Source organism: Nostoc sp. (assembly GCF_036917465.1).
GTDB lineage: Bacteria > Cyanobacteriota > Cyanobacteriia > Cyanobacteriales > Nostocaceae > Nostoc.
The window spans coordinates 22545-41144 of the sequence record NZ_JBALDL010000072.1; the positions used below are offsets into that span (position 1 = coordinate 22545).

Annotated in this window: 15 protein-coding genes; 6 read left to right on the forward strand and 9 right to left on the reverse strand. The window is 42.9% G+C overall.

All coding sequences use genetic code 11. The annotated features are described in order from the left end of the window. Nucleotides 1–1089 carry a tetratricopeptide repeat protein gene (locus V7K38_RS17195; protein ID WP_442940781.1) on the forward strand — a complete coding sequence of 363 codons (1089 nt, stop codon included), beginning with the start codon at nt 1–3 and terminating at the stop codon, nt 1087–1089. A 27-nt stretch (nt 1090–1116) separates the two neighbouring features. Here the strand turns inward: V7K38_RS17195 and V7K38_RS17200 are convergent, their stop codons facing one another. Next, on the reverse strand, nt 1117–1815 hold the full coding sequence (locus tag V7K38_RS17200) for a phosphoribosyltransferase (protein ID WP_334859541.1): 699 nt from the start codon (nt 1813–1815) through the stop codon (nt 1117–1119). Nucleotides 1816–2006: 191 nt separating this feature from the next. Here V7K38_RS17200 and V7K38_RS17205 point away from each other — a divergent pair, with 191 nt between their 5' ends. Together V7K38_RS17205 and V7K38_RS17210 are read left to right on the forward strand one after the other, a co-directional pair. Next, nucleotides 2007–2687: a uracil-DNA glycosylase gene (locus V7K38_RS17205; protein ID WP_334859543.1), complete on the forward strand. Its 681-nt coding sequence runs from the start codon at nt 2007–2009 to the stop codon at nt 2685–2687. 124 nt (nt 2688–2811) lie between these two features. After that, nucleotides 2812–2982: a hypothetical protein gene (locus tag V7K38_RS17210; protein ID WP_334859544.1), complete on the forward strand. Its 171-nt coding sequence runs from the start codon at nt 2812–2814 to the stop codon at nt 2980–2982. A gap of 71 nt (nt 2983–3053) precedes the next feature. On the opposite strand, the gene V7K38_RS17215 is transcribed toward V7K38_RS17210, so the two are convergent. After that, the gene (locus V7K38_RS17215) at nt 3054–5357 is read right to left on the reverse strand and encodes a transglutaminase TgpA family protein (RefSeq protein ID WP_334859594.1); all 2304 of its coding nucleotides are present in this window, start codon (nt 5355–5357) and stop codon (nt 3054–3056) included. A 121-nt stretch (nt 5358–5478) separates the two neighbouring features. Between V7K38_RS17215 and V7K38_RS17220 the strand changes: the two genes are divergently transcribed. Next, entirely contained in the window at nt 5479–5661 is a 183-nt protein-coding gene (locus V7K38_RS17220; RefSeq protein ID WP_334859546.1) for a hypothetical protein, read from the forward strand. A gap of 311 nt (nt 5662–5972) precedes the next feature. Here the strand turns inward: V7K38_RS17220 and V7K38_RS17225 are convergent, their stop codons facing one another. Both V7K38_RS17225 and hetZ read right to left on the reverse strand, forming a co-directional pair. Next, complete coding sequence (locus V7K38_RS17225; RefSeq protein WP_334859548.1) at nt 5973–6950, reverse strand: PatU; 978 nt, start codon at nt 6948–6950, stop codon at nt 5973–5975. Beyond that, nucleotides 6943–8148 carry a heterocyst differentiation protein HetZ gene (hetZ, locus tag V7K38_RS17230; protein ID WP_334859549.1) on the reverse strand — a complete coding sequence of 402 codons (1206 nt, stop codon included), beginning with the start codon at nt 8146–8148 and terminating at the stop codon, nt 6943–6945. Before hetZ ends, V7K38_RS17225 begins: the two co-directional genes overlap by 8 nt. Nucleotides 8149–8352: 204 nt before the next feature. On the opposite strand from hetZ, the gene V7K38_RS17235 reads away from it, so the two are divergent. Beyond that, the gene (locus V7K38_RS17235) at nt 8353–8826 is read left to right on the forward strand and encodes a hypothetical protein (protein ID WP_334859551.1); all 474 of its coding nucleotides are present in this window, start codon (nt 8353–8355) and stop codon (nt 8824–8826) included. A 303-nt stretch (nt 8827–9129) separates the two neighbouring features. On the opposite strand, the gene sds is transcribed toward V7K38_RS17235, so the two are convergent. Then, complete coding sequence (sds, locus tag V7K38_RS17240) at nt 9130–10101, reverse strand: solanesyl diphosphate synthase (RefSeq protein ID WP_334859552.1); 972 nt, start codon at nt 10099–10101, stop codon at nt 9130–9132. A 946-nt stretch (nt 10102–11047) separates the two neighbouring features. Here sds and V7K38_RS17245 point away from each other — a divergent pair. Further along, nucleotides 11048–11245 (forward strand): hypothetical protein, encoded by a 198-nt coding sequence (locus V7K38_RS17245; RefSeq protein WP_334859553.1) that lies wholly within the window; start codon nt 11048–11050, stop codon nt 11243–11245. Between the two features lie 73 nt (nt 11246–11318). On the opposite strand, the gene murI is transcribed toward V7K38_RS17245, so the two are convergent. The 4 genes from murI to V7K38_RS17265 form a co-directional block, all read right to left on the reverse strand. After that, nucleotides 11319–12185 (reverse strand): glutamate racemase, encoded by an 867-nt coding sequence (gene murI, locus V7K38_RS17250; protein ID WP_334859554.1) that lies wholly within the window; start codon nt 12183–12185, stop codon nt 11319–11321. A 127-nt stretch (nt 12186–12312) separates the two neighbouring features. Continuing rightward, entirely contained in the window at nt 12313–14223 is a 1911-nt protein-coding gene (locus V7K38_RS17255; protein ID WP_334859556.1) for an N-acetylmuramoyl-L-alanine amidase, read from the reverse strand. 316 nt (nt 14224–14539) lie between these two features. Continuing rightward, nucleotides 14540–16459 (reverse strand): N-acetylmuramoyl-L-alanine amidase, encoded by a 1920-nt coding sequence (locus tag V7K38_RS17260; protein ID WP_334859558.1) that lies wholly within the window; start codon nt 16457–16459, stop codon nt 14540–14542. 595 nt (nt 16460–17054) lie between these two features. Then, entirely contained in the window at nt 17055–18533 is a 1479-nt protein-coding gene (locus V7K38_RS17265; RefSeq protein ID WP_334859560.1) for a cation:proton antiporter, read from the reverse strand. Between the last annotated feature and the right edge of the window lie 67 nt (nt 18534–18600).

Sequence of the window (18600 nt, forward strand, 5' to 3'; positions counted from 1 at the left end):
ATGCCTAAAGGCAATGGAATAACACATCGAAAAATACAATTACCTAGAACAAACTTAAAACCAGTGAAGCGTAATACAATTACCCATGAATTTGACTCTGGTTCAAACGCAGAAATACCACCTCCACACGAAAGTGACGACAATTTATCCGAAGCATCTAACTTACTACGGCAAGGAATTCAACAACAGCAAGCTGGTGAATTAATAGCAGCGCTAAAGTCTTTAGAACAATCTTTGGGGCTATTTCAGGCAGTTGGAGATTTGCAAAAACAGGCACAGACGCTTTCTTTTTTAGGATTGGTAACTTACAGCGCTGGAGACTACAAAGGTGCTATCTCTTACTCCGAGCAGTGTTTGTCTTTGCTCAATAACATCTCAGATTTAGCATTACAAATGCAAGCACTTTCCCATTTAGGCAATTCATACCGTCACCTGAATGACCAGAACAAGGCTATTGAGTTTCTAGAAAAGTGTTTAAAAATAACGCAACAGCTGCAAGACAAACGGAGTCAAGTAGCAGCACTGAATAATTTGGGATTGGTGTATAAATCTTTGAGTAACTTTACACAGGCTATTCAGTATCAGCAGCAAAGTCTAGAAATTGTGCGGGAACTCAAAGATAACTGGGGTGAGGAACAGGTACTCAAAAATTTGGGTAATGCTTGGTATGCTTTGAATAATTACCCAAAAGCGATCGCCTATTATGAACAGTGTGTAGTACTAGCACGCTCCTTAAAAAATGTCCGTAGTGCTTCTCAGGTGCTAAAAAATCTAGGTAATGCTTGTTATGCTTTAAGTGATTATACTAAAGCCATTAAGTATCATCAAGATCGCTTGGAGTTAGCTAGAGAAATTCAAGACAAGCGTAGCGAGGAACAGTCTTTAGGTAGTTTAGTCGTTGCTTGTGAAGCTTTGGGTGACTATAAAAAAGCAATTACATATTATGAACAACGTTTGCTCTTAGCTAGGAGTATGAAAGATCAGCGCAGTGAAGAAGAAGCGCTTAAGCGTCTGAAAGCTGCTTATGAAGCTTTGGGTGATTATGCCAAAGCTATGCAATACGGGCAAGAAATATCTCCAAATAGTTAAAAAGCAAGAGAAGGAAACAATTCAAAATTACTCGCACAGATCCATTGGCCCTATTGGATTTTGTTGCTGGAGATATTTGATAACTTCTAATGTATCAACTTGAGGAAATTGGGCATAAAAATTACTTACACTCCAGAAGGGTTCTGGTGTTTCCAAGACAATTATGCGATCGCCCCACTGTTCTAACCAAGGTAGCAATTTTTGCGGAGCTACTGGAGTACATAGCCAAACTGCTGCTGGCGAAAGCGCTTTGATGGCAGTTGCCGCTACTGCTATTGTCATACCCGTAGCAATGCCATCATCAACTAAAATGAGCGTAGCATTCTCACTATTCACCTGCGGACAAGCAGGAATTAATTGAGCCTCAAGAGACTTCGCTTGGTTGATGGCTTTATTTAAAGCCACCTCCTGCAACCGCACATCATATTTAGACCGAAATAGCTTTTGATTGGCCCAAAGAACATTTCCGTAAGTAGTCACTGCACCAATTGCTAACTCTGGGTTTTCTGGATGGCTAATCTTTTTCGCTACAACGATTGTCAAAGGACAATTCAAAAGACGTGCTATTGGTGCTGCTACTGGTATGCCTCCTCTTGGCAAAGCATAAACAATTGGTAGAGGCTTTACCCCAGAATCAATAGTTTGCTTAGTCAAAAGATCATTAATCACTCGCGCCAATAACTCACCCGCATGGGTGCGATCGGCAAAAAGCGGAGTCTGTGACATGGGTTCCCCCAGCATCTTAGGACGGCACTGCTTTTATCATGACTGAATTTTGTCTCAAATTAACTGATACAATAAGATTTGTATAAATAATAATTATTCAGCAAAAGTCTATTTTTTCTGATAAATCTCTAAGCAGAGCAGTATTTAACTCAGATAAGACAGATGGTGCTGATGCAAAAATCATAATTTTCATGAGCAGCGAAACCCAACTCACCCTCTTCGACGACTCAACGTTTAACCAACGAGAACTGATTCCCACAGACGCGAAAATTGCGATCGCTCCGGGAACTTACTCTGATATAACGGAGTTGACACAGCATTGCGATCGCTGTCACCGTTGCCCATTAGGAGACACTCGGACTCATACTGTTGTCGGACGCGGTAATCTCAAAGCACCAATTATGGTTATAGGGGAAGCACCTGGTCAAAATGAAGATGAAACAGGTTTACCATTTGTAGGTAGATCGGGGCAGTTGCTAGAGAAAATTCTCGCATCTGTAAATCTAACTACTGAGCATGATGTATATATTGCCAACATCAATAAATGTCGCCCACCAGATAATAGAGTTCCCACCCCTGTAGAAGTGGCGGCTTGTCTACCCTACTTACTAGAACAAATTCGCCTAGTTGACCCCAAAATAATTTTATTAACAGGTGCAACTGCTGTCAAAAGCATCACTGGCGATAAGCGGGGGATTACGAAGATTCGCGGCCAATGGCTAGAGTGGGAAGGACGTTTATGTATGCCAATTTTTCATCCTTCCTATTTGCTGCGTAACCCCTCTAAAGAACAAGGTGCGCCTAAATGGTTGATGTGGCAGGATATTCAGGCTGTGCGGGCTAAGTTAGACGAAATTCAAAATAACAATTAATTTGGTAAGATTGCTCAAAAAATAAGTCTTGCTTGCCGATTGAGGCATTGCGATCGCTGTCTTTGATTTTTTTTGCCATGCTGGAGTAATGGGTCTACTGAGGTTGTTGCCATCCTCTATGAGAATGAGCGAGTTGGTTGGCAATCGGGTGAGATTTGCTTCTTACTTAAGCTCTGCTGTTTCAACACAGAAAAAACAAAATTTAGTTCTCAGCCAGTTAACAATCAGCAAAGTTTACTTCTTTACAGATAAATATGCTTGGAGAGAATTTGAGTATAAAAAAGGAACGGTATAATTACGCCTAAATCAAGTGAATCTTATCTTAAAAGAGATAACCTCAAACTTTACCTTCTGTTGGGAATTGAACTACTTACCAGCCTTTTTCACTTCTTGCCATCTCTCTCGCAATCGCTTCAAGTTAGGTGTATGACCACCATAACGCCAACTAACATAGGCTTGGCTAATCTCATCTATTACTTCAGCAGTTGCTGGGGCATGATGCTGGTACGATCCTCTGGCATACTCTAAGGGTGTTTGGGCTGGATGCTTACCTAAACCTTTTTGGGTTGTCCATTGCAGCATTTGTTGATAGAGGCTTTCCATTGCTGGCAATTTCTTTAACCATCGGCGGTTGCGCCACTCTCGCCACTGACCCCAACCTAGCCAACCCAAGAAAGCTGCCGTAGTTGTCAAGATTAAGCCAGTTAATACGCCGAACCAACCTTGAGAGAATAAAGCTAAAAACCAAGCGATCGCTCTAATCACCCATCTAAATATTGTCTCAAATACATTATTCAACAAACCTGTCACCGGAGAAGGCAACCATCCAGCAACCCAGTGCCACAACTGGCGCAACACACTAAAAGTCTGAGTATCTTCTACTGATGGAGGGATGAGGGGATGATTGGGAATCGGGTCAAAAGCGAACCAGCCATATTTCGGAAAATATACTTCCGTCATTGCATAAGCGTCAGTATTCCGGACAACATATAGCCCTGTAAATGGATTAAATTCTCCTGCACTAAACCCTGCTACTAACCGCGCTGGAATGCCAATAGAACGTAGCATCACCGTGAGAACTGTTGAGAAGTGATCTGGATAGCCGCCTTTGTATTTGAATAAAAAAGCTTCTACTAAGTCATCTTTTTCTCCCAAATAAGGTAAATCTAAGGGATTTTGCGGAAGAGAGTAGCGTTGCTTTAGATATTGAGCTAAGTAGAGAGCTTTTTCGTAGGGAGAATCCAGTCTTTTAGAAGACTTTGATACCCCTTCCCGATTGTAGTCTGCAAGAATTTCTTCGGTACGTTGTCGGACTTTTTCGGCAATTTCGGGAGGAATTTGCAGATAATGCTTCTTAATCTGTTGCGGATAATTAGTAGAAGCTTCACCTAACAAAGTGCGATCGCGGTATGGTACTTCAGAAATGACTGTGTAAGTGAGTCCTTGTGATAATTCCACAGGCGATCGCAATCCATTTTCTGTATCAACCGCAATCAGTGGTGTGGGAAAGTAAATCTCTTTGGGATAAGCCATCGCCGGAATTAAGTTAGGCAAATCGTCCACCACTGTATAAGTTTGGACTATCTCTTGGGTTTTACCAGTCATCAAAGGTCGGTTAAGAAAAATTTGGTAAGACCAAGGCGCTCGCCTCATGGTCATCACATTTTCATTCCGGGAGACTTCCCATCCCTTACCTGTATAACGGTCAAATCCTAATACTCGCCAAAAACCCTCAGCTTGCGATCGCACCCGCATTACAACTTTAGCTTTCATCTCGCCGCGTAAGTTTTGATTAATCTGGCTATTAAAACCGTAATAAAAATTATTATCTATTTTTCCCGGTTCACCTGTTTTATTTTGTCCTGTACCACCGCTAGCATTACCTTGATTATTACCACTACCTTGACGGACATAACCGGGATTAATGATCCTACTACCAGTAAACTTGCCTTTTAACTCGATGGGAGAACTTACAGGAAAATTCCGTAACTGATAGCCAGGGAATCTGGGTAAAACAGCAAAAATTGCCAGTCCTAGACCGACAATTAGCAAAAAAGTCAGAATTAAAAATTTAAAATTAAGAATTGAAGAATTTTTATTGGTAAGTTTTTCCTTTTGAGTTTTTAACGGCTGTAAACCCAAGCGTGAGCGATAATCTAATACTAAAGTTGGTAGAGCGATCGCTAAAAATAACAGCAGCACAGGTGCAAATGCTAAAGTTTGACTGAGCGTTGCCGCCACACCCAATAAAATTAGTCCTATAACAATCGAATAACCTAAATCTTTCCGGCGGGGTGTATCAAAGCTGTGCAACACCTGGAGTTGAATTAATAACTCCGCCAAACTCAACCGCGTATCATTCAACTCTCCCACTAACCGCCCAAAGAAACTACCGAGTGCTATTAACATCCCGATAGCGATGCAGAATTTAATTGCAACATTGGCATCACGGCGACGATAGTAACTCCAAATCGCACCAACTAAACTCAGGGGTAACGCCCAAAAACTGAATGAAGTTTCGGCGGCGATATCCGTCGCCACAATTCCCAAAATAACCAACGCTAGCACCAGCGATCGCAAGTAAATCGAATCTTCCACTTCTATTAAAGGCGATCGCTGCAAATTTTGCCGCCAGAAATTACCTACAGGGACACGCCAAAACCGATTCATCCTAAATAAGTTGAGCATTTCGAGTCTAAATTATAGATGCCACGGAAACAATGCCGAAGACGAAACTCTTCGCCCTACTTTAAAGTATTCCCGTTAGAAGAAGCTTTATTATCCTGCCCCCATGCATCTATCTAGGTTTAGCGCCTATTTATTACAAGATGAACTACCCCAAGCTGGCAACGCCAGAGCCTGGGATTTATACATTCGCCGACTCATCAATAGCATCACATTTCTTTCTTCTCTCTGCGTTCTCTGCGCCTCTGCGGTAATGCCTCCGGCACGCTCCGCGAACGTCAAAACATAATTTTGTATAAAAAAACAACACAAGCGAATAAATTCGTTGTGAAAAATTGGTGGCTTGGTAAAATAGAGGCGAAATCAGCAAAACAAACTAACTCGTTCCCCAGGCTTTGCTGACAACCAAGTGGACTGACGAGTACCCAGTAAAAATCAATTATTAGGTAGAGGGTGAGTCTACACCCACTGGTTAACTATAACCACGCATTAAGTATAAGTAAGCACCCTGAAGCTAGTATTATCTAGAGGATGAAAAAACCCCAAGGCAATAGTTACCTTAAGATATTCGGCATTACATACTAGCGGTAGTAGTTAAGGTTACACAGTGGGATTAATGACAAACAAAAGTGGCTGCTCGTCAATTTCTGGAAACTCAACTTCCAAAGTATAAGTTGGGTTAAGTTGCTCACAGCCTAACTCTACACTTAAGTATCCCGGAGTCGAAGATGTTGCCATTGCTAACGTGCCACTTCCCCGAAGTGTCAAAGTCCCTTTAACGGGTAACTCAGCCTGAACAAGTAACTTCGTAAGTTTACCTACAGACTGATACTCTACTCTGATGTTCAAATTACCGACAGTGGTTAACCATTGTCTTTCTACCACTGGACTGGTTACTGAAAGTGGTAGAGTCAAATTTTCCAGCAATTGTTTAGCCGCCATCAACGACAAAGCCATCTGTTGACGCAGCTGTAAATCTGAATAATCGCTTTGAATATTCGGTATTATCTCCAAAGTACTAGCAGAACGATAAGTGCTTCTTAACACCAATCCAGCTATATCGTTTAGTGCTTGAGACTCGTTGGGAAAAAAGTTCTCCACCACTTGAACTAATTTTGCTCCCAGAGGTACTGAAGATGTCACCAATGCCTGACATTGTTCCAGCAATTGCTGGAAAACTCTCTCCGGCAAGGCACACGGCAGTTTCAGCTTCGACTGTTGTACCATCCACCCCCAGCTAGGAACGAGCGTCATTGACGGCTCATCAACAAAATCGGGATAGTCGATTAGTTGTGTTTCCCAGGGAAACAAAGGTGGGTGTTCTTGGACTTGGATTTGTAACCGACGCTTAAGGACGGCTTGGAAACGATCTAGCACAGTAGGAATTTCTCCCAATTGAAGGGTTTGGGGGGTTTCTCCCAATTTTGGCTCACTGCTTTTTGAAGCAGTAGCTTCATTGAGGAGTTTTTTTACCCCGTCATTTTCCTCACATTCTACCGATTGCTCGTTATTTTTGACATCATCTGTCAATAACCAACTGAGATACTGGTATTGTGAGGATTCTGAGTCACTATTCATGAGTAGATGCACCTGATCCGGACACTAATGAGTTACGAATTTCCCAAGCTTGCTCAAGAATCTTAAACCATCGTTTTTGAAGCTGTGCCATTGACAACCCTAAAGTTTTTGCAATTTTCTCATCGGCTTGTCCTTGTTGCTTCAACTCTAGTAAAGATCGTTGCTTATTGTCCAGTTGTGCTGTGTATACTTGCCATTGCTGGGGAGTTAAGCCCAAATTGGTATGCAAAGAGGCTTCTAACCACTCGTGAACTAATTCCCAACGGTGTAACAATGCAAACCGAATCAAATGATACTTGAAGCGCTGCTGTAAGTAATCTCTCTGGCGAGGGGTTAAACCTAAAACCGACTCAATTTCCTGGGCTGATAGATCCTGGAGGCGGAGGGAAAAGTAATCAGCACAGTCAGATTGTTGCCGTTCTTCGAGATAATTCATTAATTCTGTAACTACAACGGAACGCAAAGTATCTTCTTCAGGTTCAGGTTCGGCTTGCGTTGCCATTGTGGAGCGTAATTGATGCACTGCTGGTTCTTCCCAAGAACCATCGCCTTCATTATTGCTGCCTTCTGCGGCTTGTTCTATATCTACACTGGTTTCTGGGGGCTGCTGTTGAGAAAAAGTTTGCGCCCGCAAGATAATTAGCTGCTGCTGACGGCCTGGTAAAGGAATGCGTCGTTTGCCGTAGCGTTCAGTAAATGCCATGTACTCGGACAATTCTAGAAGCGTCTGAGGGCGATAAGTAGCACCAAGTTGATTTTCTCGGCGGAAAGCGTTTAATGCTTCTAGATAAAAACTTTGTAAAAAATCCTCAATTATAGTCAGTCGCCCTTGATAACTCAATTGCTTCTGAGGCGGATTAATGTATCGATAAATAATTGCACTCAGAGTACTGTGTAATTCTACCCTGCCCCGATTTGAACCCAACTGATAGTACCTGAGACATTGTTGTAGCCGATGCCGAGCTAGAGTCATCGCCGAGCTTTCTACAGTTCCAGAAGCTTGGATACGTTTGCTCTCATGGCAAATTCTATATACTTCGGTAGTAATACGTGTTGCTACATCGTGGCAATTTTGTTCCGAAGCTTTGGTCGATTGTTGAAACTCCTTGGACAGGAGTTGAAAGATCACCTCCACGCCTTTAGAATTTTCTCCCAGAATATTTGCAGATGGAATAGTTACGGTTGCGGCTGAATTCATAGTCTCAGTTTTCAAAAGACCCTAAGTATTTAAATACAACCTGTACGACTGTGGGTATTGGCTTTTTTGATTTTACGTATAAGCTAAACGCAGACCAATCCTACATTGAGAATGTGGCTGATTTTATTATTCCCAACTTGGCTGGGATTGTTCACACTTTGATAGATGTTATTGCCATTACCCAGGAGCCGTATACAAGTCATTATGGATTTAGAAGCACAAATTCAATTGCTGATTGACAATGCACCCCGCGATGGTATAACACCAAATCTGATTGCAGCAATTGCTCCTGCCCTTAGAGCGATCGCTCAAAAATTACGTCACTCCCAGTACTATATTCTCCAAAATTCGGAGGCAAGCTGGGTTTTAACTACTTTGAGCAATCGTGCTAATCCAGGATTGGAAAAGCGAGTTATTTACGCTTTCCCTACCATACAGGATGTCTCTCTAATTTCCCCTGCTGGGCTTGACCCTCAAATGCTAGCTAAAATTACTCCTGTCACCCATATTTTGTTCCAATTGGTGGCATTAGAACCCGTAGATAGTATCGTTTTTTTGGAAACGCCGGGTAAGACCACTCATACCGTTGAAATTCGGCGAACCGAGCTAGAGAAACGTATGCAGCAACAGTTACGAGAGCAGCGATCGCCTAAACAGATACCTCCTGATATTGCATAGAAAAATTTGGGATGTGGGATTTTTTAGATACAATCCCACATCCCAAATTTTATATCTCAAATTCTTTTAAAAAAGTTTTTGATGAAAAGAAATTAATGCCCCTCACTACCCTTTTTGTTCTTTAAAAGACCAAGCGATCGGCTTAATTTTCCACCTAATCTAAAATTGATTAACAAATAGTTATCAGTGAACATTTTTCAAATTTTAGCTGACCATTAAGCCAAATTCGCCCACCTAAGTACATCTGGTAGGTTCAGATTGGCATCTAAAACCCTATTTTGTACCTAATAACTAATAACTAATTTAATAGAGTCGGCTCAGTGTGTACTCAGCGATGTTAATCAATGCCTGGTGAGATTCTGAGGGTGGAAGAACTGCAAGATGTTCAATTGCTAATTTCGCATGTTGAGCAGCTAACTCCCGTGCTTGCTGTATGCCTTGACTATCTTGAATTAGTGCTAGTGCTTGTTCTAAATCCCCTTCTTGAGCAAACTCTCGATCAATCAGCGCTTCCAAGGATGGTTTTTCTGCTAAAGCAAATAAAACTGGTGCAGTCAGATTACCACTTTTCAGATCCGACCCCACTGGTTTACCCAAGGTGTCTGTTGTGCTAGTGAAATCTAAAATGTCGTCAACAATTTGAAATGCTATACCAAAATGACGACCGTAGCTATACAAATGCTCAACAGTTTCCCGCGAAACCTCACTGAGTAACCCAGCAGCTTTAGAACTGTTGGCGATTAACGAAGCTGTCTTGTAATAACTCTTCTGGAGGTAAGTTTCAATCGAAGTACCAGCATCAAAACGATTTAGTCCCTGCTGGATCTCCCCAGTAGCCAGATCCATAATGACTTCTGAGAGGAGTTTTACCACCTCCAAATTATCCAAATTTGCTAAATACCAGGAAGATTGGGCAAAAAGAAAATCTCCTGCTAATATGGCAATGCGATTACCGAACAAACTATGAACGGTAGGAACGCCTCGCCGCACGTCTGATTCATCTACCACATCGTCATGTACCAAGCTTGCTGTGTGAATCATTTCTGTAATCTCAGCAAGGCGGCGATGACGCGGTGTAATGTCTTGCTCTAACATTGTTGCCCGCGATATTAGCAGGACAATTGCTGGTCTGATACGCTTTCCCCCGGCTCCGAATAAATGTTCGGCGGCTGCAAACAAAATGGGGTGGCGATTTCCAACTAGCTGTTTTAGGTTATCTGCTAGTAGTCGCAGGTCTGCTTCCACAGGGGTAAACAGGGAGGTGGCTGGGGTCATGGATGGGCGGACTCTGACTTAGGTTACGAAAATTTACATATCCTACACTCATTTTAAGATAACCCTGTGCCAGCGCAAAGTTTTCATAAAGTAATCTCATTTCCATGAGTCTATGGGTGATAACTAAGATAGATCGTGCGTTTGTCAATAAGCAATTATGCTTAGTTTTTGTGGACTCAGGTTTTAAACTCACTTAAAACATGAATTCTCAGTATATGAGAATAAATATCAGCTTAAATTGTATTAAGTAGTTTCCTAGTACACGTTTACCGCCACAGTTCAAAACAAAATTCAAGCAATATTACTTATTGACAAAATGGATACATTTAAACACGTCGCCAATGGTAGGACTAAATTTCTTCAGGACTGAATTATAGCCGGTCAAAAAATTTGAAATTTAGCAGTCAAGTGGGCTTCAAATTCAGGGCTGTTGTGTTACGCTAAAATATAGGAATTATGAATTTTTCAGATATTCACATCCCCAAAAGTAGGTCACTTAGTAAGTGATTTCACTGGCTTGGTTATGTGAGTCTAAAATAATTAGTCGTATTTTAGATTAAAGGGATTATTCCTTTGGTTTATTCTCCGATATGCAAAACTCCTGGTTTGGAGCTATGTGATATCCCTATGGGAAGCCGCTACACGTCTTCAGCGCACGTTGAGCGCGAGCATTGCTCTTTTCACATCAGTGTGAAAAAAATAACGCAGATCAAGTAGACCGATGATAATCGTGGTTTTGGCTTGCTAAATAGCAATCTAAACTACTGTTGGATATATGGTCTGCAAGAAGTCGCATTGAACAATAAATTCTTTGTCCCTAGAGAATTTTATCTCTATAGGTAATTTTAACATAGGAAACTACAGCCATCAAGAATGTACTCGGTTGGCTGAGGTTCTACTAATTTTATGGAATTTTATATTCGTTTGAAAAGGTGCTAGTAAAACAATGATTTACGGAAGTATACCTATGATGATTTTTATTTTAGCGTCTGGATATTTGTTCACAGTCTACCTGTTATTAGCACTGGCAAAGCGAACGGGTACAAACACTGTTTCTACAAGTTTCCCTTCATCTACCGAAGGAAAACACAAGCAGGAGATATCTCTAAGGGCAAAGGTGAGTGAAGCTGTTAATAGTCAGTAGGGATTGGGGATTGGTCATTGGGCATTGGATATTGGCAAATGACTAATGCCCAATGACTAAGGACAAATTAGTTTTATTGGAGTTGGGAAATAGCGGTATCAGTGAAGCAAACCTGTTCAACCATTGGGGTATAGCCTAGCCATTGCACTCCTGATTGGGAAAACTGTTGCGGACACCCGCTAACAGCGAAGCGAGTTGGCAGTGGGAGGTGAGTATTCCTTAAGCCTAGCAAATCTAACTCTTGGGCACAAGCTGCCACGACATGAACGGCTGGGTCAACTAGCTTGACTTGAGAGGGGAGGAGCGATCGCAATACTGGTGTAAGGTGGGGGTAATGGGTACAGCCATGAACCAAGGTGTCAATTTCCTTCTCTAGTAGAGGCTGTAGATAGGCTCGTGCTACTTCAGCAGTATAAGGGTCATGAATGCGGTTTTGCTCGATGAGTGGGACAAATTCGGGACATCCAACTTGCCAAACTTGAACATCAGGCGCAATTTCGAGGATGGCGTGCTTATAAGCATTACTTTTTGCCGTCGCTGGAGTAGCAATTACACCAATTCGCTTTCCTTGCTGCACGGCAGCTTTTGCACCCGGTAGAATTACTCCCAAAATGGGTATATTGAATTCTTGACGCACGGTTTCTAGGGCTAGGGCTGAACTGGTATTGCAAGCCATAATTACCATTTTTACCTGTTGCTGTTTTAGCCAGGTAAGAATTTCGCGCGTAAATTGTAAAATTTCTGCTTGGGAACGGATTCCGTAAGGAAGTCTAGCTGTATCCCCAAAGTAAACAATTGATTCATTAGGGAGTTGCCGATATAGTTGTCGCAGTACCGTCAATCCACCTACACCACTGTCAAAGATGCCAATTGGGGCACGTTGGGGTTCAAGAGCCGAAAAATCGTCAAGATTCGCATCAAAGATCGAAGATGAATACACAGGCAGATATAAATTTAGGTTTTGGGATTTAAAATACAGAATTTAGCAGAGAATTGGCTAATTGACCACTAAATTCTGCACGCCAAAGGAGTCTAAATACCACCTTTTAATAGGAATTTGTACTATATTAACGCTGTAAGTATTTTAAGATGCCACGAGCGATCGCTTCAGCCATCTGATTTTGATATTCTCGTGTTGCCAATCTAGGATTATCTTCTCGACCAGTCATATAACCTGTTTCTACTAAAATCGAGGGCATAGAGTTTTTTCTGAGAACGTAGAATCTGGCTTTGCGGGTTCCCCGGTTTTTGATTGTACCGATGTCCTGGAGGATGGTATTGCGAACTACTTCAGCCAGAGCATAACCACTATCGTAATAATATACTTCTAACCCATTGACATCAGGGCGATTATCAACTGAATTAGCGTGAATGCTGACAAAGGCAGTCGCATTAACTCGCTGGGCAATTTCTACCCGTCCCTGAAGTTCTACGAAAAAGTCAGCATCGCGCGTTAGTACTGCTTGTACACCATTTTGCTCTAAAATTGCTGCTACCCTTTTACCAATAGGCAGAATTACATCCTTTTCTAAAAGTCCACCTAAACCGGGAGCGCCTGAGTCTTTTCCACCATGCCCAGGGTCAATAACTACTAGTAATTTCCCTCTAGGAACTGTGGGGCGCGGCTTTGCCTGGGATATAGGACGGGGATTATCTATTGGATTTGGGAATTGCCCTTGACTTGACGATGATAGAGGAGGTAAAACAATCGGGGGTGTGACGCTACCAGAGGATTGTAATTCTAGTGCCAAAAGCTCGTCGCCAACCTGGTTGAGTTCCCCAATTTGCACTCCGGCGGCTGGTTGAACTAAGACGACGACAGTATTAGATTCTTGTGGTTGCAGGCGGACTCGCAGGATAGGGCTATTAGGATTAAAAGTCGGGCCTGTGACTTTGGGAGCTAATCGAGCATTGTTGATGGTAATGCGGTACAAACCAGAAGTTCTATCCCAACCTCCTGTAGCAGATAAAGCTTGGTTGGCTCTAATTAGCAGTTGTGTGCCATTATTACCCAGTTGCACTGACTCAATAGTGGCTGTACTAGATGGTATGGGGCGTGGACTATTTCCCCCAGGTAACTGGGCAATGCCACGACTGGGCAGAAGCAGAAAACCGCCAACACTGCTAGTCGTTGCTCGCCAATTTTGATTATTTTCATCCACCTGTAAAGTCATGCGAACAACAGATGGGCTTGTTTGTAGTTGGCTGAACTGAATCCGGCTGACACCAAAGCGATTAATTGACAAATCGCGTTGCTCTAGATTTGGTGATAAAGTAGCGCTGGCAATGTCGATGTTAATTGCCCTTTGATCGTTGCTACGATTTACCTGAATCTGAGGATTACCACCATTGGTACGGATGAAAAAACCATCGCCTGTGACTTGTAAGTTCTCAATTTGAGTTACCCTGGCGGCAAGCATTCCGTTTTTAGGTGGATTGACAGGGGGTGTTGTCACCACGTTGTAAATACTTCTTGGGGGGAATACTGATGGAGATGTTCTCGGTGGAGTTGCGGTTGCTAGAGCTTGTTCTTGCCCACCAGTATTTGTTGAGGGGATATTTTCGGCTTCTGGCGTAGGTAATTGCACCATCCAGCGTTCACGAAGTCTCTCCGCAGGAGATTCGCCACTTCTACCAACAAATTGTACTCCTTTGGGGTCTAGGGTATAACCAGGAGTCAGTTCAACGACTATGCGTGTTGTTTGTTCGTCAAACTGTCCAACCCGGATAGCGCGAATTGCACCACCTACCTGTTGGGTTAGCTGCGGACGGCCAAATGTCGTTCCTGGTAAATCAATTACCAAACGAGTGGGGTTAAAAATTAATTGTGCTTGGGGTTGAACATTCCCTACAGTATTAAATTCCAGCTTATTTTGATTGATATCAAAACGCCAAGATTCAAGTTTCGCGGCCATTGCTGGCGACGATAGCATGAAGATAGTTCCAATAGTACTGGATAGTAACCAGCGTAATTTCACAGTCTTTTCTCCTGATTCATATTCATGGGAGCCGTCAACATCTCAACATATTGGCAAATCCTCACACCATCACCGCACACACTTGAGTATTACGCTGTTATTAAGACACAGCTAATGGCGTAAAATATAGCACGCTCCTCTAATTTTGCCATGCCATCCATTAGCTCATATAAATTTGACTTGCAAAGCATCAGATGACAATAACTAAAGATGCTATTCTTGTCCCGCCGCAATAATACTTAAATTGTTTTACTACTAAATTGGAGAACAATGGTAAAGATTAGATGTATTTACTCAATAATTTCGGCTAAATTACTTATCTTCTCTTTAAATACTGAAGAACACCACGAGCGATCGCTTCTGCCATTTGATTTTGGTAAGCTGAGGTTCTCAGCCTAGCCATATCCTCACGACCAGTCATATAACCCGTTTCCACGAGAATGGAAGGCATAGAACTTTTTCTGAGGACATAAAATCTGGCTCGTCGTACTCCCCTGTCTTTGAGAGTACCAATACTTTGAAGAATGCTACTACGGACAATACGAGCTAGACCCAGACCACTGTCGTAATAATAAACTTCCAAGCCATTAACATCGGGACGAGTCGCACCTGCTGAATTAGCGTGGATACTAACAAACACATCAGCATTAGCTCGCTCTGCTAATTGCACTCTTCCAGGAAGAGTAACAAAATAGTCAGAATCTCTCGTCATAATTACTTGTACACCATTTTGCTGCAAAATCTGTGCTAGCCTTCTTCCAATCGGCAAGATCACATCCTTTTCGCGTGCCCCCCCAATACCAAGCGCTCCTGAGTCTTTACCGCCATGTCCGGGGTCAATAATGACTACCACTCGTCCATTGCTAACTCGGCGTTGTGGTTGGAATTGCGGCTGGGGATTGGGATTGTTTGGGTCTGGGAATGGCCCCCGATTTGGCGGTGGTAGCCCAGGTAAAGCAAAAGGCGGTTTTCCGGGGAGGGCGACAATTCGACGAGAACCTTGTATTGGTATAGCCAGTAGCTCGTCGCCGATTTGCCGGGGTTGTTCAAGTTGCACTCCGGCTGCTGGTTGGACTAAAACAACGACTGTGTTGGCTGCTTGGGGTTGCAGACGTACCCGGAGAATGGGGCTATTGGGGGAAAAAGTCGGGCCTGTAACTCTCTTAGCTAACTTGGCATTGGTAATTGTAATGCGGAACACACCGGAGGATCTATCCCAGGTTCCTGTAGCAGATAAAGTTTGGTTGGCTTTAATGAGCAGTTGTCTGCCATTATCAGCCAGTTGCACAGACTCAATGGTTGCTAAGGAGTTGTTAGCAGATAATCTGCTAGGTAATGAGAGTGGTTGTGATTGATTGTCCGAATTACTACTTCCAGGCAATTTGACAACACGACTAGGCAGAAGCACCAAACCACCACTGTTACTATTACTTGCTTGCCAATTTGGGCTATTTTTATCTATCCGCAAAGTCAAGCGTACACTAGGAGTTTGGTTTTGTACTTGGGTGAATTCGACACGGCTAACACCATGTTTGTTAACAGGTATACTATTCTGTTGCGCCAGACGTGGTGATAAAGATGCGCCAGAGACATCTATGAAGATGCTAGCCCCATCGCGGCTGCGAACTACCTGAATTCCAGGATTACCTCCACTGGTACGGATGAACAACCCATCGCCTGTTACTGTCAAGCCCTCTATTTGAGTTGCCCCTCGTGTAGTAGTGGCAACCCTTGAAATGCTACTAGGTTGCGGCTCAGAGTCTGGGGTAACAACACTATAAGCACTTCTAGGAGATAAGGTAGGAGATGAGGCTACTCTATCAACTTCTGGTCTAGGTAATTGCACCGTCCAGCGTTCACGAAGTGTCCCCGCAGGGGGTTCGCCAGTTGTCCCCACAAATTGGACTCGTTTGGGGTCTAAAGTATAACCAGGTGTCAGTTCGACAACTATACGTGTTGTTTCTGTATCAAACTGCCCAACGCGAATCGAGCGAATTCCACCGCCCGCCTGTTGGGTTATTTGTGGACGGCCAAATGTCGTTCCTGGCAAATCAATTACCAGTCGAGTTGGGTTAAAAACTAGTTTTGCCTGGGGTTGAACTGTTCCTACAGTATTAATTTCCAGCCTGTTTTGATTAGCATCAAAGCGCCAAGATTCAAGCTTCGCAGCCATTGCAGGCGACGATAGCATGAAGATAGTTCCAATAGTGCTGGGTAGTAACCAGTGTAATTTCACAGTTCTTTCTCCTAATTCACGTTCATGGGAGCCATCAATATCTCAATTCATTGGGAAATCATCACGCCATCACCACCTCGACTTGATCTTTGATGCCTTGTTGGATTTTTAAGCTGGTATAAAGACACGCTTAAATCAGTTTCCAGGTTTCATAATTGGGTTTAAATCCCCATGTGAAATTTTCCACCTCTAGAGGTAGAAACTCTAACTCCCAAGGGAGCTAGAAAACTAATAACTGATAACCGTTCACTGATAACTTTTTTTTGTTTGTTGCCATCAATGTACTAAATAGATAATTCCCATTACCGTCAGACGATCTAGCAAGATTTATGGGTTTTACTCCCTAACTAGCTGGAAAATATTCAGATAAAGGCCAACTTGCCAAGGGAGACTGGAAATAAATAACATTCCGAATGCTGGTAGAAATTATAAACAGACGATTATTCTACAATCAGATGGGACGGAAATTTGGAGAGAGAAGTTTCCACTTTATAATTGCAGAATCTTCAAAATACGGTGATTTTACTGAATTTGGAGTGCTGAGTTCTGAGAGAAAACCACTCAAAACTCAGTAAGAATTTACCCAAGAATTTGATTAGCGATCGCTAGAATCTGGAGTGACTTCCAAATTGCTACTATCATTTGATGCTGACACCCTGGACTGAGGTGGTTCAATTACCAACGAGTTACCAGAGGAACCATCTAAAACCAGTTGCTCTAAGCTTGTATCAACAGTTTTTGGGTCTGGAAACACAAATCGTAACAAAGGAGGAGCTAAAAAGGTTGTCAAGATAACCATCATAATGATTGCTGCCCCTAATGGTTTCGAGAGAGCGCCACTGGCTGCGCCGACACCAGCAAACACTAAGCCAACTTCCCCTCTGGGAATCATCCCCACACCGATCGCTAAACGGTTAATTCCTGGTTGACCAAACACGCTTAAGCCTGTGATTACTTTACCGAGAATGGCTACTGTAATCAGGAAAGTTGCCATAATTAGACCTTCTCGATTGTCGGGAATTGCTGGGTTTAATACTCCCAAATCAGTTTTTGCCCCAACAGTAACAAAGAAAATTGGCACTAACATATCGGCAATGGGAAAGACTTGCGTTTGCAGTTCTTTGCGCTTATCTGTCTCTTCCAGAACTAAACCCGCCGCAAAAGCTCCCAAAATTGCTTCTAAGTGGATGACGGCGGCAAGGTATGCCATAGCAAAGGCGAAGATGAATGCTGGTATTACCAGTTCGCCGCGTGTTTGGAGCTGATCGGCGATCGCTACAAAGGACTTATTGAAAACATTCCCTAGTAGAATTGCTCCCAAAATAAAACCAGTGGCGCTGATAATCAAATAAATAACTTTGCTGACATCCACCACGCCATCTTTAGCTAGACTGGCAACTACCGCTAAAACGATGATTCCTAGAACATCGTCAATGACAGCAGCACCCAAAATAATCTGCCCTTCTTTAGAATTGAGTCGCCCCAACTCTGACAGCACCTTGGAAGTAATCCCAATACTAGTAGCAGTCAAAGCCGCCCCTGCAAAAATTGCGGGTACAGCAGCAATCCCAAATAAAGTCATCAATCCCACAGTCCCAGCAGCAAAGGGTACTACTACCCCCACTACTGCGACAACGGTGGCTTGGACACCAACTGCCATTAAGTCTTTTAAGTTCGACTCTAAACCGATTTCAAACAGCAGAACGATCGCACCCAACTCTGCCAAAACGGAAATGACCTCAGACTGGGCTGCAAACACGGCTGGAGTGGCTTCAGGAGTTAAACCAGCAGTGATTTGCAGGAAGGACACGATCAAAGAGTTAGAACTGTCTGTGCCGCCATCTGGAAACACTAAAAGGTGGAAAACAGAGATGCCAATTACCACACCACCTACTAGTTCGCCTAAGACGGGCGGTAAACCCACTTTGTTTGATAACTCTCCACCAACTTTGCTGGCGAGATAAATGACTACTAAGCTGAGTAGCACTGCGGCTACTATCATTGAACTGTCTGCTGCTTCTGTTGCGGTAGCCAGCAGAGGAAAAGAGAAGTTGATTGGATCTAACAAATGCATGGGTTCTGTGAAAATCCTTCTCTTTGATTCTGACGTGTTTCTGAAAAACATCTATATGTGGAAACGC